The 15,310-nt window shown below is 72.1% G+C and carries 15 protein-coding genes; all 15 read left to right on the plus strand.

Annotated features, from left to right (window positions below; translation table 11 throughout):
* Nucleotides 1-76: 76 nt before the first annotated feature.
* The 15 genes from purD to QJ852_03965 all read left to right on the plus strand — a co-directional run bounded on the left by purD (nucleotide 77) and on the right by QJ852_03965 (nucleotide 15,277).
* The gene (gene purD / locus QJ852_03895; protein ID WGX97584.1) at nucleotides 77-1,375 is read left to right on the plus strand and encodes a phosphoribosylamine--glycine ligase; all 1,299 of its coding nucleotides are present in this window, start codon (nucleotides 77-79) and stop codon (nucleotides 1,373-1,375) included.
* Nucleotides 1,368-1,871 carry an N-acetyltransferase family protein gene (locus tag QJ852_03900; GenBank protein WGX97585.1) on the plus strand — a complete coding sequence of 168 codons (504 nt, stop codon included), beginning with the start codon at nucleotides 1,368-1,370 and terminating at the stop codon, nucleotides 1,869-1,871. Before purD ends, QJ852_03900 begins: the two co-directional genes overlap by 8 nt.
* 54 nt (nucleotides 1,872-1,925) lie before the next feature.
* Nucleotides 1,926-2,546 (plus strand): hypothetical protein, encoded by a 621-nt coding sequence (locus QJ852_03905; protein WGX97586.1) that lies wholly within the window; start codon nucleotides 1,926-1,928, stop codon nucleotides 2,544-2,546.
* Nucleotides 2,539-3,033, plus strand: coding sequence for a GNAT family N-acetyltransferase (locus tag QJ852_03910; protein WGX97587.1), 495 nt, complete (start codon nucleotides 2,539-2,541; stop codon nucleotides 3,031-3,033). Before QJ852_03905 ends, QJ852_03910 begins: the two co-directional genes overlap by 8 nt.
* Before the next feature lie 96 nt (nucleotides 3,034-3,129).
* Complete coding sequence (locus QJ852_03915; protein ID WGX97588.1) at nucleotides 3,130-3,891, plus strand: hypothetical protein; 762 nt, start codon at nucleotides 3,130-3,132, stop codon at nucleotides 3,889-3,891.
* Between the two features lie 105 nt (nucleotides 3,892-3,996).
* Nucleotides 3,997-4,563: a Uma2 family endonuclease gene (locus QJ852_03920; protein WGX97589.1), complete on the plus strand. Its 567-nt coding sequence runs from the start codon at nucleotides 3,997-3,999 to the stop codon at nucleotides 4,561-4,563.
* 65 nt (nucleotides 4,564-4,628) lie between these two features.
* Nucleotides 4,629-6,068 carry an adenylosuccinate lyase gene (purB, locus tag QJ852_03925; GenBank protein WGX97590.1) on the plus strand — a complete coding sequence of 480 codons (1,440 nt, stop codon included), beginning with the start codon at nucleotides 4,629-4,631 and terminating at the stop codon, nucleotides 6,066-6,068.
* Nucleotides 5,996-6,490 carry an SRPBCC family protein gene (locus tag QJ852_03930; GenBank protein ID WGX97591.1) on the plus strand — a complete coding sequence of 165 codons (495 nt, stop codon included), beginning with the start codon at nucleotides 5,996-5,998 and terminating at the stop codon, nucleotides 6,488-6,490. Before purB ends, QJ852_03930 begins: the two co-directional genes overlap by 73 nt.
* Nucleotides 6,491-6,618: 128 nt before the next feature.
* Nucleotides 6,619-7,407 carry an ABC transporter ATP-binding protein gene (locus QJ852_03935; GenBank protein ID WGX97592.1) on the plus strand — a complete coding sequence of 263 codons (789 nt, stop codon included), beginning with the start codon at nucleotides 6,619-6,621 and terminating at the stop codon, nucleotides 7,405-7,407.
* Nucleotides 7,404-8,186 (plus strand): ABC transporter ATP-binding protein, encoded by a 783-nt coding sequence (locus QJ852_03940; protein WGX97593.1) that lies wholly within the window; start codon nucleotides 7,404-7,406, stop codon nucleotides 8,184-8,186. The genes QJ852_03935 and QJ852_03940 overlap by 4 nt, the downstream gene beginning before the upstream one ends.
* Nucleotides 8,183-10,024, plus strand: coding sequence for an AMP-binding protein (locus QJ852_03945; protein ID WGX97594.1), 1,842 nt, complete (start codon nucleotides 8,183-8,185; stop codon nucleotides 10,022-10,024). Before QJ852_03940 ends, QJ852_03945 begins: the two co-directional genes overlap by 4 nt.
* Complete coding sequence (locus tag QJ852_03950; GenBank protein ID WGX97595.1) at nucleotides 10,021-10,908, plus strand: branched-chain amino acid ABC transporter permease; 888 nt, start codon at nucleotides 10,021-10,023, stop codon at nucleotides 10,906-10,908. Before QJ852_03945 ends, QJ852_03950 begins: the two co-directional genes overlap by 4 nt.
* On the plus strand, nucleotides 10,905-12,029 hold the full coding sequence (locus QJ852_03955; protein WGX97596.1) for a branched-chain amino acid ABC transporter permease: 1,125 nt from the start codon (nucleotides 10,905-10,907) through the stop codon (nucleotides 12,027-12,029). The genes QJ852_03950 and QJ852_03955 overlap by 4 nt, the downstream gene beginning before the upstream one ends.
* Nucleotides 12,030-12,063: 34 nt before the next feature.
* Nucleotides 12,064-13,362: an ABC transporter substrate-binding protein gene (locus QJ852_03960; GenBank protein WGX97597.1), complete on the plus strand. Its 1,299-nt coding sequence runs from the start codon at nucleotides 12,064-12,066 to the stop codon at nucleotides 13,360-13,362.
* Nucleotides 13,363-13,417: 55 nt separating this feature from the next.
* Nucleotides 13,418-15,277, plus strand: a complete 1,860-nt coding sequence (locus QJ852_03965) for a carboxypeptidase-like regulatory domain-containing protein (GenBank protein ID WGX97598.1) — start codon at nucleotides 13,418-13,420, stop codon at nucleotides 15,275-15,277.
* The last annotated feature ends 33 nt before the right edge of the window (nucleotides 15,278-15,310 follow it).

A 15,310-nucleotide genomic window follows, 5' to 3' on the forward strand; every position in this document is an offset into this window, starting at 1 on the left:
TCAGTGTGCCCCAGAGTCCCGGTGACCACGCACGCGACCGTCGGCGACCGACGCCGACCGCCTAGGCTGGGCGTCCGTGAAGACCCTCGTGATCGGCACCGGCGGCCGCGAGCACGCGCTCGCCCTCGCGCTCTCCCGCGACCCGGGGGTGAGCGAGGTCCATGTGGCCCCGGGCAACCCGGGGATCGGCGCCTTCGCGACGCTGCACGAGGTCGACCCGATGGACGGCGCGGCCGTCGCCGCCCTCGCGACCCGGACCGGCGTCGACCTCGTGGTCGTCGGCCCTGAGGCACCGCTCGTCGCGGGGGTCGCCGACGCAGTCCGCGCGGCCGGGGTCGCGGTCTTCGGCCCGTCGCGGGCCGCCGCGATGCTCGAGGGCTCCAAGGCGTTCTCGAAGGAGGTCATGGCGGCGGCGGGCGTGCCGACCGCGGGCTCGCGGACCTGCACCACCCCCGAGGAGGTCGCCGCCGCGCTCGACGAGTTCGGGGCGCCGTACGTCGTCAAGGACGATGCCCTGGCCGCGGGCAAGGGCGTCGTGGTGACCCGCGACCGGGCCGAGGCGATCGCTCATGCGGCGGGCTGCGGCCGGGTCGTGATCGAGGAGTTCCTCGACGGCCCCGAGGTCTCGCTGTTCGCCCTGTGCGACGGCACGACCGCGTACGCGCTGCAGCCGGCGCAGGACTTCAAGCGGATCCACGATGGCGGCCGCGGCCCCAACACGGGCGGCATGGGGTCCTACTCCCCGCTGCCCTGGGCGCCCACCGACCTCGCGACCACCGTGATCGACACGGTCGTGCAGCCCACGCTCGACGAGATGGCCCGCCGGGGTGCGCCCTTCGTCGGCTGCCTGTACGTCGGCCTGGCCCTCACCGCGGCCGGCCCGCGGGTGATCGAGTTCAACTGCCGGTTCGGCGATCCCGACGTGCAGCCGGTGCTCGCCCTGCTCGCCTCCCCGCTCGGCGAGCTGCTGCATGCGGCGGCCGAGGGCCGGCTCGGCGACGTCGCGGCGCCGCGGTTCCGCGACGGTGCGTCGGTCACCGTCGTGCTCGCCTCCGCCGGCTACCCCGCGTCGTCGTCGAAGGGCGACGTCATCACCGGGGTCGGCCGCGCCGGCGGCGTCAGCGATGTCGACGTCATCCATGCCGGGACGGCGATCGTCGCCGCGCCCGAGGAGGGCGACCCCGGGCACCGGCACCTGGTCACCGCGGGCGGGCGGGTCCTGGCCGTCCGGGCCGTCGGGTACGACATCGCCGACGCGCGGGCCCGCGCGTACGCCGCCGCCGACCTCATCGCCTTCCCCGGGATGCAGCGGCGCTCCGACATCGCGGCGGAGCCGCTCGGCGTGGTCGAGGGTGCCTCGCTCACCGATGACTGACCTCCCCGCCGTACGCGAGGCGAGGGACGCCGACCTCGATGCGGTCGCCGCGATCTACGCCCGCGAGGTCCGGCAGGGTCACGGCACCTTCGACACCACGCCGCCGCCACGGGCCACGTGGGAGCGCAAGCTCGCCTCGGCGCATCCGGGCGACCACTTCCTCGTCGCCGCCGCCGACGGCGCGGTCCTCGGGTTCGCCTACTCCGGTCCCTTCCGCGACCGCGGCGCCTACGACCGCACCCGCGAGGTGACGGTCTATCTCGACCCGGCCGCGACCGGGCGGGGCCTCGGACGTGCGCTGTACGGCGAGCTCCTGCCGCGCCTGGAGGCGGCCGGGATGCGCACCGTCCTGGCCTGCATCGCGCTGCCCAACGACGCGAGCGAGGGCCTGCATCGGGCGTGCGGGTTCGAGCGGCAGGGCGTGCTGCGCGAGGTCGGTCGCAAGTTCGACCGATGGATCGACATCGCGTGGTGGCAGCGCCGGCTCGCCGGCTGAGCGCCTGTGGATCGCGGTGGTCGGTGGTCCGCGCGCGAGTGGCAGAGTGGCGCCATGGCTGAGTCCGCCGAACAGGTCCATGCCCGCGTGATGGCCGTGGCCGACGAGCACGGCCGGGTGCCGCTGCCGTCCGTCGCCTCCTGGGACGTCTTCCCGTGGGAGGTCGTCGACGGTGCGCTGGCGGCCAAGCCGCTCGCGGCACCGGGCCCGGAGGAGCCACGCGAGGGTGAGGGCGGGGTCGACTGCACGGCCTGCGCCGACGGGCCGCGCGGGGTGATCTGGACCAACGACCGGTGGCGCCTGCGGCACCTGTCCGAGCGCAGCGGACTGCCGCTGGTGCTGATCCTGGAACCGTCGGCCCACCTCGACCTCCCGGACCTCGACGACGCGATGGCCGCCGAGCACGGTGTGCTCGCGGTCCGGATCGCCCGGGTCGTCGAGGGACTGCCGAACATCGCGCGCTGTCACGTGCAGCGCATCGGCGACGGCGCCGAGCACCTGCACACCTGGTTCATGGCGCGCACCGCCGGGCTGTCGTCGATCCGCGGCTCCTTTGCCGTCGACTGGGACGACATCCTGCCGCCGGGGCCAAAGGACGTGTGGCGCGGCGACCTGGCCACGGTCGCCGAGCGGCTGGCGGCGTACGACGGCCGGGCGGTGCCGCTCGATGACTGATGACCGCCCCGCCGGGGTGGGGACCGCGCGCCTCGAGCTGGTCCTCTGGGACGAGCCGACGGTGAGCGCGATCCGTGCCGGCGCGCGGCTGTCGGGCTGGCACGACGACTTCCCCCGCGAGGACGACCGCGGCGCGGCGACCCTGTGGCGTGACGGCGATCCGTGGGGTCCGCGGTCGATCGTGTCGCGCAAGCAGCGTCTCGTGATCGGCTCGATCGGCTTCTTCGGACCGCCCGAGCCAGCGGCCGACGACGTGCCCGAGGTCGAGGTCGGCTACGGCCTGGTCGCCGCCGCCCGCGGCTACGGCCTGGCCACGGAGGCGCTGTCGGCCCTGCTCACCCGCGCCGACGCCGCGGGCGTCCGGGTCCGCGCCTCGATCGCGCCCGACAACGCCGCCAGCCTCCGGGTCGCCGCCAAGACCGGATTCACCGGCATCCGGGGCAGCACCGAGGACGGCGAGCTGGTCCTGGTGCGTCCGCGGCGCTGACCCGCCCGTGGATGACGTCGCCGCCGAGTTCCCCGCCTCCGTACCCTGTCCGTGCGCGTCGCCCGCGGGTGGCGACGGCGGCAGAGGAGCGAGCCGATGGGGATCTTCGACAGGTTCCGCAAGCGCAGGCCGGGCGACGACACGACCGAGACGGCCGGAGACGCGGGGCCGGCGCGGCTGCCGGAGCCCGACCCGCCGGCCCACCCCCTCAACCAGCAGCCCGAGGGGTTCCGCCTCCCCGGCGACCTCGGTCTCCCCGCGGACACCGAGACGCGACTGCGCGCCTTCCTCTGGGACGGGGTGCTCACCAGCGCCGAGCCTGATCTTCTCGACGTCTGGGGCGAGGAGATCGCGGCCGAGGGGATCGGTGACGAGCAGGCCGACCGCGCGTTCGAGGCGGTGCTGGCGGCGCGCCGCGCCCAGCAGGCGTCCTGGGGTCCGGACGACGTCCTCCCCTTGACGTCGGCGTTCGCCGCCCTCGCCGACGCCGGCATCGTGGCCCGGGAGAACTTCTCGTGCTGCGGTACCTGCGCCTCGGCGGAGATCGCCGACGAGCGGGACGACTCCCGCACCTGGCGCGGCTACGTCTACTACCACCAACAGGACACCGAGAGTCTGCTCAGCTCGCGGTCGACGTACGTCGGCTACGGCGCGTTCCTGGACGCGTTCATGACCGAGGAGGAGTGGCTCGCGCTGTCGGACGCCGACAAGGAGGCGACCTACGAGCGCCTCACCGTCGACCTGATGGTCGGCGATGTCCTCCCGGTCCTGGAGCGGCACGGCGTCCGGGTCGAGTGGAACCGCGAGCTCGGCACCCGGATCCTGCTCGACGACGTCGACACGGTGGTCCTCGTCTGAGCCGGTGCGCGCCTCCTTGCGGTGATGTCTGTGGAGGGCGGCAGCAGGCTCCGCTCATCCGTGCTGGTCTTTCCCCGGGCCCGACGACGGGCCAGAATGGCGGGGATGGATGTGTCAGTGGCAGCCGCGGAGGAGACCGACGGGCTCCGGCGCGTCCCCATGTCCTACGAGGAGTGGCTCGCGCTCCCGGACAACGTCAAGGTCGAGTGGGTCGACGGCGAGGCCGTGTTCCACATGAGCGGGTCGCCCGACCACCAGGACGCCGCGGCCAACCTGCTGATCCTGCTGCGGCACTCCTTGACCGGCGTCAAGGTCTATGCCGAGGTGGCGGTGCGGCTGCCCCGCAACCGTGTCCGGATCCCGGACCTGCTCGTCACCGAGCGACGGCCCGAGGGCCACCACGTCACCGAGCCGCCGATCCTGGTGGTGGAGGTGCTCTCGCCGAGCACCCGCAACGAGGACCTGTTCCGCAAGTCGCTGGAGTACGTCGCCGGCGGTGTCGGGCAGTACTGGATCGTCGACCGCAGGCTGCACAGCATCGACGTGCTGGCCAGCACCGATGGCGAGTGGAGCGTCCTGCTGCACCTCGACGAGGAGACAACGACCGGTGAGGTGACCGTCGGCGAGTTCGGCGTCGTCCCGCTCGACCTGGCCGCGATCCTCGGCGGCTGAGCCCGCGGCTCCGCCGGATGCATGCGATTCGGACCTGGTCTCCGGGGATGGGAGAATCAACGTCCGTGACCGCGTCGAACGTCGTACCCAATGTCTTGGCCACCCGCTACGCCGCCGCCGACCTGACCGCGATCTGGTCGCCCGAGCACAAGATCGTCCTCGAGCGGCAGCTGTGGATCGCCGTCCTCAAGGCGCAGAAGGACCTCGGGATCGACGTCCCCGACGGCGTGGTCGAGGCCTACGAGAAGGTCGTCGAGGACGTCGACCTAGCGAGCATCGCCGACCGGGAGCGGGTCACCCGCCACGACGTCAAGGCGCGGATCGAGGAGTTCGCGGCGCTCGCGGGCCACGAGCACATCCACAAGGGCATGACCAGCCGCGACCTCACCGAGAACGTCGAGCAGATGCAGGTCAAGCAGTCCCTCGCGCTGCTGCGTGACCGCGCGGTCGCCACCCTCGCCCGGCTCGGCCGCCTGGCCGCCGAGCACGAGGCCACCGTGATGGCCGGTCGCAGCCACAACGTCGCCGCGCAGGCGACCACCCTCGGCAAGCGGTTCGCGACCGTCGCCGACGAGCTGATGATCGCCGTGGAGCGGATCGAGGACCTCCTCGGCCGCTACCCGCTGCGCGGGATCAAGGGCCCGATGGGCACCGCGCAGGACATGCTCGACCTGCTCGGCGGCGACGCGGATGGAATGGTCAAGCTCGCCGAGCTCGAGCGTCGAGTAGGGCAGCACCTCGGCTTCGACCGGGTGCTGACCAGCGTCGGGCAGGTCTACCCGCGCTCCCTCGACTTCGACGTGCTCTCGGCGCTGGTCCAGCTGACCGCGGCGCCGTCCAACCTCGCCACCACCATCCGGCTGATGGCCGGCAACGAGATCGTCACGGAGGGGTTCAAGGAGGGCCAGGTCGGCTCGTCGGCGATGCCGCACAAGATGAACACCCGCTCCTGCGAGCGGGTCAACGGCCTCGCCGTCGTCACCCGCGGCTACCTCTCCATGGTCGGCGAGCTCGCCGGCGACCAGTGGAACGAGGGCGACGTCTCCTGCTCCGTCGTACGACGGGTCGCGCTGCCCGACGCCTTCTTCGCCGTCGACGGGCTCTTCCAGACGTTCCTGACCGTCCTCGACGAGTTCGGCGCCTTCCCCGCCGTGATCCAGCGCGAGCTCGACCGCTACCTGCCCTATCTCGCCACCACGAAGGTGCTGATGGCGGCGGTGCGCAACGGTGTCGGCCGCGAGAGCGCGCACGAGGCGATCAAGGAGGCGGCGGTCGGCACCGCGCTCGCGATGCGCCAGGGCCAGGCCGAGAACGACGTCTTCGCCAAGCTCGCCGCCGACGAGCGCCTCGGCCTCACCGAGGAGCAGCTGCAGTCGCTGGTGGCGGACCCGATCACCTTCACCGGTGCGGCGGTCGCCCAGACCCAGGCGGTGTGCCGTCAGGTCGAGGCGGTCGTGGCCGCGCACCCCGGTGCCGCCGACTACCACCCGGGCGCGATCCTCTGACCTTCGATCCTCCGTCGGCGCGGATCGTCGTCCCCTTCCCGGTCCCCGCGGACCGGGCGTTCGACTATCTCGCCGACCCGCGGCACCGGCCCGCCTGGCAGTCCTCGCTGCGCGCGGTCGCCGACGTCCGGCCGGACGACACCGCCTGGACCGACGTCACCGTGGTGCCCGGCATCCGGCCGCGGATGCGCACCACCGTGTCCGAGCGCCCGCACCGCTGGGGCGAGGAGGGCCGGTGCGGCCCGTTCCGGGCCCGGCTGGACCTGGTCTTCGCCGCGGACCCCGCGGCTGCGGGGCGGAGCGTGGTCACCGCCGCGTTCGCCGTACGCGGGCTGGGTCTCGGCCCGGTGCTGACCCGCGCCGCTCGCCGGGCCGTGGCGGCCGACCTGCGCCGCGCGGCGCGGGCCCTCGGGGGCGACTGATCCGACCCGCTGCCTGCGACCGTCGGTAACATTCCGGACCTACTGGCCGGTAACCACTGTCCAAGCGGCGGCGCTGCCGTTACATTCCTCCGAACTTGTGATGTCGGTCACAGTCGGAGGGAGCGCGGGTGCTCGCTGTCCAGAACCTCGAGGTGGTGTATGACGACGTCGTGCTCGCCCTGCGTGGGGTGAGCCTCGGGGTCCCGGACGGCCGGATCGTCGCGCTCCTGGGTGCCAACGGCGGCGGCAAGTCCACGCTGCTGCGCTCGCTGTCCGGGCTGCTCGACGTCCACGACGGCGAGATCCGCAAGGGCACGGTGACGCTCGACGGCGACCCGGTCGGCCAGCTCGGCCCGTCGGCGCTCGCCCGGCGGGGGATCAAGCACGTCCTGGAGGGCCGCCGGGTCTTCAAGGAGCTCACCGCCGAGGAGAACCTCCGCGTCGGGGCGTACGCCGACCGGCGCAACCTGAAGGCCAACCTGGAGCGGGTCTACGGGCTGTTCCCGGTGCTGCGCGAGCGCCGCGACGGCCAGGCGGGCCTGCTGTCGGGCGGCGAGCAGCAGATGCTCGCCATCGGACGGGCGCTGATGTCGGACCCCCGCTACCTGCTGCTGGACGAGCCGTCGCTCGGCCTGGCGCCCAAGGTCGTCGAGCAGATCCGCGACATCGTCGTCGAGATCAACGGCCAGGGCACCGGGATCCTGCTCGTGGAGCAGAACGCCACGATGGCCCTGGAGATCGCGCACCACGGCTACGTCCTGGAGAACGGCCGGGTCGTGATGGACCGGCCCGCCGCCGAGCTGCGCGAGGACGCCGACGTCAGGGAGTTCTACCTCGGGCTCGGTGCCGAGGGCGAGGTGGCGTCGTCGTTCCGCAATGTCAAGCACTACCGACGGCGCAAGCGGTGGGCCTCGTGAGCGGCCCGGGCAGCGCCGTCCTGGAGTTCGAGGACGTCCACCTGTCCTTCGGCGCGGTCAAGGCGGTCAACGGCGTCGGCTTCACGGTCGGCGAGGACGAGCTGTTCGCGGTGATCGGTCCCAACGGCGCGGGGAAGACGAGCATCTTCAACGTGCTCTCCGGGGTCTACCGGCCGCAGCAGGGCCGGGTCCGGCTGCACGGCACCTCGCTGCTGGGCAAGCGACCGCCGGCCATCGCCCGGCTCGGCATGGCCCGCACCTTCCAGAACATCGAGCTGTTCGCGAACCTCACCGTCCTCGACAACCTGATGCTCGGGCGCCACCAGCACATCGGCTACGGCACCTTCGCCGCCCTGGCCTGGATCGGGCGGGCCCGCAACGAGGAGCTGCGGCACCGCCGCCGGGTCGAGGAGATCGTCGACTTCCTCGACCTCGAGCAGTGGCGCAAGCTCCCGGTCGGGCTGCTGCCGTACGGCGTGCAGAAGCGGGTCGAGCTCGGCCGGGCGCTGGCGATGGAGCCGCGACTGCTGCTGCTCGACGAGCCCGTGGCGGGCATGAACCTGGAGGAGACCGAGGACATGGCGCGCTACATCCTCGACATCCGCGACGAGCTGCGGATCCCGATGATCATGGTCGAGCACGACATGGGCCTGGTCATGGACATCGCCGACCGGGTCCTGGTCGTCGACTTCGGGACCCCGGTCGCGACGGGCACGCCGGCCGAGGTGCAGCGCGACCCCGACGTGATCCGGGCCTACCTCGGGGGTGCGTCGGTATGAGCACCCGCACCGTCGTGACCCGGATCCGCGACCGCGCGCGGGCGACGCCGAAGGGCGTGGCGATGCGCGAGAAGCGTCTCGGCATCTGGCACGAGATCACCTGGGCCGACTACTGGGACACCGTCCTCGACGTCGGCCACGCCCTGCTCGCACTCGACGTGCGTCCGGGCGACCGGGTGTCGGTGCAGAGCGAGAACCGCCCGGAGTGGCTCTTCCTCGACATCGCGACCGTCGCCGTCCGCGCGATCACGGTGGGCCTCTACCCGACCAACCCGACCGCGGAGACGGCGTACCTGCTCTCCCACAGCGGCGCCTGCCTCCACCTCGCCGAGGACCAGGAGCAGGTCGACAAGGCGCTCGGGGTCGAGGACGTGCCGCGACTGCGCCGGATCGTGTACGTCGAGCCGCGCGGCCTCTCGCCGTACGACGACCCGCGGCTGATGACCTGGGCCCGGCTGCTCGAGCTCGGCCGGGAGCACCGGGCCGCCCACCCCGGCGCGGTCGAGGCGCTCGTCGACGCGGCCGAGGCGGACGACGTGATGACCCTCGTCTACACGTCGGGCACGACCGGGCCGCCGAAGGGCGCGATGCTCACCGTCGGCAATGCGGAGTTCGCCCTCGAGACGGTGCTCGAGCGCAGCCCGTTCGCCGACCCGCCGCCGGGCCCGCGTGACCTGACCCTGTCGTACCTCCCGCTGTGCCACGTCGCGGAGCGGGTGCTGACGACCTGGTACAACGCCGGGGCGGGCACCCAGGTCAACTTCGCCGAGTCGATCGAGACCGTGCCCCAGAACCTGCGCGAGGTGCAGCCCTCGCTGTTCTTCGCGGTGCCGCGGATCTGGGAGAAGCTGCTCGCGACCACCCGGATCAAGCTCGACTCCGCGACCTGGGCCAAGCGCCGGTACGCCGCCTTCTGGCTGCGCCGCGCCGACCGGCTCGGCGCGCGGCTGGCCGCCACCGGCGGGCGGCACACGGTCGGCACCCGGCTGGTGTACGCCGTCGGCTGGGTGCTGTTCTACCGCGCACTGCGCGACCGGCTCGGCCTGCGGCGCGTGCGGCACGCGAGCAGCGGCGCGGCCCCGATCGCCCCGGAGGTGCTGCAGTTCTTCATGGGGATCGGGGTGCCGATGCACGAGCTCTACGGCATGACCGAGAACACCGCGATAGCGACGGCGAACCGGCCGGGACGGGTGCGGCTCGGGACGGTCGGCGAGATCCACGGCGGCACCGAGGTGCGCCTCGACGAAGCCACCGGCGAGATCCTCACCCGGCACGCCGCGGTGTTCGCCGGCTACTGGCAGGACCCCGAGGCCACCGAGCGCACCATCAGCGCCGACGGCTGGCTGCACACCGGCGACGTGGGGGAGTGGGTCGACGGCACCCACCTGCGGATCACCGACCGGATGAAGGACATCATCATCACGGCGGGCGGCAAGAACGTCGCGCCGTCCGAGATCGAGAACGCCCTCAAGGCATCGCCCTTCGTCAAGGAGGCGGTCGTCGTCGGCGACGGCCGCAAGTACCTCACCGCGCTGATCGGCATCGAGCTCGACACCGTCGGCGCCTGGGCCCAGCAGCAGCGACTGGCGTTCACGACCTACCGCGACCTCTCGGGGAAGGCGGAGGTCCGGGCCCTGGTGCAGGGCATCGTCGACGACGTCAACAGCCGCCACAACCCGGTCGAGCAGATCAAGCACTTCCGGATGCTGCCCAAGGAGCTGGACCACGAGGACGGCGAGCTCACCGCGACGCAGAAGGTCAAGCGCTCGGCGATCGACGCGATGTTCCACGACCTCGTCGAGGAGATGTACGGCGCGGGGCGGGAGGGGGCGGCATGACCCAGTTCCTCGGCGCGGTCGCGGGCGGCGTCGGCCTCGGCTCCATCTACGCCCTGCTGGCGCTGGGCTTCGTGATCATCTACAAGTCGATGCGGGTGATCAGCTTCGCCCAGCCCGCCTTCATGCTGGCCGGAGCGGTCCTGGTGTCCTATCTCTCGCCGTCGATCGGCTTCGTGCCCGCCGTCGTCGTCGGCGCGATCGCGATCGCCGGGGTCGCGCTCGTGGTGGAGCGGGTAGCGATCCGGCCGATGGTCGGCAAGGCCGTCTTCGTGATCGCCATCATCACCATCGGGATCGACATCGTCGTGCGGGTCGTGGCGGGCGCCTTCATCGGCCGCGACCCCCGCCAGGTCGGCGATCCGTGGGGCATCGATGCCTGGGAGGTCGGCGGCGTCTACATCGCTCACCGCCACATCGCGGCCTTCCTCGTCACGACCGTGCTGGTGCTCGCACTGTTCGCCTTCTTCCGCTGGACGCCGATCGGCCTGGCGATGCGCGCCTCGGCGCTGGACCAGGAGGCGGCGATGGCCCAGGGCGTCAGCGTGGGCGCGGTGTTCGCCGTCTCCTGGGCGCTCGCGGGCGGGCTGGCGGCGGTGGCGGGCGTGTTCGCCGCGAGCGGGCGGACGATGGACCAGAACCTGTGGCACATCGCCCTCGCCGCGCTCCCGGTGATCATCCTCGGCGGGCTCGACTCGCTCGGCGGTGCGGTGCTCGGCGGGCTGTTGATCGGCGTGGCGCAACAGGTCGTGGCGTCGTACCACCGCCAGTGGTTCCCCGGTCTCGACACCAACATCGGCTCGATCACGCCCTATCTGGTGATGCTGGTGGTGCTGCTCGTCCGGCCCTACGGCCTGTTCGGCACCAAGGAGGTCGAACGGGTATGAGCATCGGGACTCCGTGGGGACGGCCGGAGCTCTACACCGACTACCAGCAGGACATGGCGCTGCTCAACACCCGTGCCAAGGCGGTCGGGGTCGCTGCGATCCTGGTCGTCGCGGCCCTGCTGCCGCTGATGGTGGCCGACGACCTCCTCGTCATCCTCGGGGGCGGACTGGTCCTCGCGATCGGCGCGCTCGGGTTGAACCTCGTCACCGGGTACGCCGGACAGGTCTCGCTCGGCCACGCCTTCTTCGTCGGGGTCGGTGCCTACACCGCCGCGGTGATGGCCGGGGACCCGGACGGGCGCTATCTCGGCCTCGGCATCGACTTCATGCCCCTGTGGCTGCTCGGCGCCGGTCTGGTCGCCGCGCTCTGCGGCGCCCTCGTCGCTCCGCTGGCGACCCGGCTGCGGGGGCTCTATCTGGCGATCGTCACGCTCGGGCTGGTCTTCATCGGCCAGTACCTCTTCTTCGAGTGGAACGATCTGAGCGGTGGTCCCCAGGTCGGCCGCGAGGCCGCGAAGCCCGAGCTGTTCGGCATCGAGTTCACCGTCGACAACGGGTTCAAGGGCGGGTGGACCGAGGAGCAGAAGCTGTTCTGGCTGTTCCTGGCGATCCTGGTGATCGCCGCCGTCGCCGCCCGCAATGTCGCGCGCTCGCGGATCGGCCGGGCCTTCGCGGCGATCCGCGACCGTGACGTGGCCGCGGGCGTGATGGGCGTGAACCTCACCCACTACAAGATCATCGCCTTCACCCTGTCGTCGTTCTACGCCGGCATCGCGGGTGCGCTGATGTACTCCGCCAGCGGGCACTTCACCCCGGAGTCCTTCAGCCTGCTGATGTCGGTCCAGTTCATCGCGATCGTGCTGATCGGCGGCGTCGCGACCGTGTCCGGGACGATCATGGGCGCGCTGCTCATCGCGCTGCTGCCGCGCATCGCGGGCGAGCTGCCGGCCTTCGTTCCCTTCCTGTCCAGCTCGGCCAGCGAGCACCCGAACGTCTTCGAGTTCGAGCAGGTGATGTACGGCGTGCTGATCGTCGCCTTCCTGCTGTTCGAGCCGCGGGGACTCTTCGGCATCTGGCATCGGATCCGCACCTATTGGAAGAGCTTCCCCTTCTCGTACTGAGCCGGGGACCCCACCAGGAAACCCAGGAGGAACCGTGAATCGTAGGTCGAGAAGGCTGGGCGTCCTCGCCAGCGCCCTGACCCTGTCCGTGGCCGTCACGGGTTGCGGTCGTGACGACGGCGGTGACGGCGACGGCGGTGGCGGCGCCGCGCCGGGCGTCACGGACGAGGCGTGCCCGGACGCCGTCGACGACAGCAAGGGCTGCATCTACCTGGGGACGATCACCGACCTCACCGGCGTCTTCAAGGGCGTCGGAGAGCCGTTCACCGCCGGGCAGAAGGCGTTCTGGGACCAGGTCAACGCGGACGGCGGAGTAGGCGACTACGAGGTCAACGTGTCCGAGTACGTCAAGGACAGCGGCTACGACCCCGAGAAGCACGCCGAGCTCTTCAACGAGATCAAGGACGACATCCTCGCGGTGACCCAGTCCCTCGGGACCGCGCACACCAACGCGATCCTCGAGGACGCGACCAACGAGTCGATCCTGCTCGGCCCGGCGTCGCTGGGGTCGAACTGGATCTTCGACGACATCTCGATCGAGGTCGGCTCGAGCTACTGCACGGAGGCGATGAATATCGTCGACTATGCCGCGGACGAGGGCGGCAAGTCCGTCGCAGTCGTCCACTTCCCGGGCGACTACGGCGACGACGCGATGGTCGGCGCGCGGATCGCCGCGGAGGAGCGGGGTCTGGAGTTCACCGACATCACCACCGGAACCGTCGACGGTGGCGACGACCAGTCCGCCGCGGTGGCGGCCGTGCTTAAGGCGAAGCCGGACTACGTCGTCATCGCCACCAGCCCGAAGGAGGTCGCCGCCGTCGTCGGCGGCACCGCGCAGCAGGGCTACCAGGGCCGCTTCATCGGCTCGATCCCCAGCTGGAACGCGGCCATCCTCGCCTCCCCCGCCGGGCCGGCGATCGAGGCGATGTACCTGCAGGCGTCGTCGTTCCCCACGTGGGACGCCGACACTCCGGGGATGGAGAAGATGCGGGCGGCGGCCGGCGACACCGCACCCAACGACTGGTTCTCGATCGGCTTCAGCAGCGGCTACGTGATGAAGGCGATCCTGGAGCAGGCGATCGAGGACGACAAGCTCGACCGCGAGGGCATGGTCGATGTCGCCAACAGCCTCACCGGCATCGACAGCGAGGGCACCCTGCCCGAGGGCACGGCCAACTGGGCGGGCGACCCCAACGAGGACGCCGTCCGGGTCACCCAGCTCAACAAGGTGGACCAGTCCGCGTCGTCGAAGGTCTCCGTGGCCGTCGACCCGTTCACGGGCGCGACCGCGGAGGGCTATGAGTTCAGCGAGCCCTGCTACCTGATGAAGTAGCCGGCGAGATCGACGGCCCGCCGTTCCCCCGGGGACGGCGGGCCGTTGTACCTGCGTGCGCCCTCTCCGACTCCTCCGCCCGCTCGTCGCGCTGGCCCTGGTCCTCGGCGGCCTCGGCATGGCCGGGCCGCCCGCGGCCGCGGCCGCCGGTGTCATCACCGGTCACGTGACCGACGGCGAGGGGGACCCGATCGCCGGGGCGTCGCTCACCCTCTACACACGGACGGGCACGCTCTGGATCCAGGCGGGCACGACGTCGACCGATGCCACGGGCCGCTACGACACCTCCGCGCTCTCCCTCGCCGCGACCGGGTATCGGCTCCGGTTCAGTGCGAGCGGCTACGCCACGGAGTGGTACGACGACGCGCGAGCGCCGCGCAAGGCGACGACCCTCGCGCTGTCCTCGGCGGACGTCGTCATCGACGCGCAGCTCACCAGCGCCGTTCCCGTCGCGGGCGTCGTGAGCGACGATGCGGGGACTCCGGTCCTCGGCGCGCGTGTCGCGGTGCTGCAGAACGGGGGAGACGGCGTCTGGGACGTGGTCGCCGAGACGACGACCGGCACCGGCGGCTATGCGGTCGCGGTGGCACCCGGCACCTATCGGGTCAGGGCGGAGGGCAACGCCCTTGCCGTCGGCGGCGGGCAGGAGACCTACGGCTACGGCACGCGGTCGTACGACGGCGGAGCGGATCTCGTCGTACCCGCCGGAGGTGCCAGCGGTGTCGACATCCGGTTCGCTCCGCTCGCCCACGTCTCCGGCGTGGTGCGCGACCTCGACGGTCACCCGATCGGCGGCATCACCGTGTCCGCCTCCGGCACGTGTGGCGAGGGCTGCGGCCTGACCCCCGTGGCCAGCACGAGGACCGCCGCCGACGGGACCTACACCCTCCGGGCGGTCCCGGGGAGCTATGCGATCCGCTTCGACGACCAGGACGGCGCGGCCTGGTTCGAGGAGCGGTGGGCCGACGGGGCACCGATCACGGTCGGTGCCGCCGGTGTGGACGGGATCAGCCCGCGTCTCGTGGCCGCGCGCACCATCACCGGGCGGGTCAGCGTCGACGGTGTGGCGCGGGGCTTCGCACGGGTGTCGTGGCGGGACGCGTCGGTCGTCCCGTCCGAGCCGTGGACCGAGGACGACTGGACGTTCAGCAAACCGGACGGCAGCTACTCCCTCACCGTTCCCGAGGGCTCCTATCTGGTCCGGTTCCGCGACCCGACGATCCACCGGTGCGAGTTCTACGCGGGCGCCGGGATGCTGCAGGACGCGACGACCATCGAGGTCGGGAGCCAGGACCGCGCCGGCATCGACGCCAACCTCACCTCCGCGGACGCGGGGGACTGCACCGGTGCCGACCCGGGACGCAGCATCGCGAACGTCCAGCGACCGGTGATCACCGGCCCGCCTGAGGTCGGCCGGACCCTGACCGTCACCCCGGGCGTGTGGGAGCCCGGCGACGTCGAGGTCCAGTCCTACGTGTGGTCGGCCGGCGACGTGATCGTGGCGACCGGCCCCTCCCCGACGTACGTCGTGCGGCCGGGTGACGCGGGCCGGAGCATCGTCGTCCAGGAGATCGTCACGGCCGCGGGCTTCACCGAGCCGGGATTCGCCGAGTCCGACGCCCGGGGGCCGGTGATCGACCCGGCGGCGTGCGCGGCGGCCGCCGGCGCGATCGCCGGGGCGAGCACGGCGGCGACGGCCGCGGCGACGGGAGCCGATGCGGCGAGCACCAAGGCGGCCAAGGCGGCGAAGAAGCTGAAGAAGTTGAGGAAGGCGGGGGCCGCGAAGCCCAAGGTCGCCAAGGCGAGGAAGCGGGCCAAGGCCACCCGGAAGGCCCTCGCGGCCGCGCGGTCCGACCAGGTGGCGGCGAACGCAGCGGTCACTGCTGCCCAGGCCGCGGTGCCCGCCGGCTGTTGACCCGGATCGGGCTCAGACGCTTCTATGGGTTGA

The sequence above is a fragment of the Nocardioides sp. L-11A genome, assembly GCA_029961745.1.
Classification (GTDB): Bacteria; Actinomycetota; Actinomycetes; order Propionibacteriales; family Nocardioidaceae; genus Nocardioides.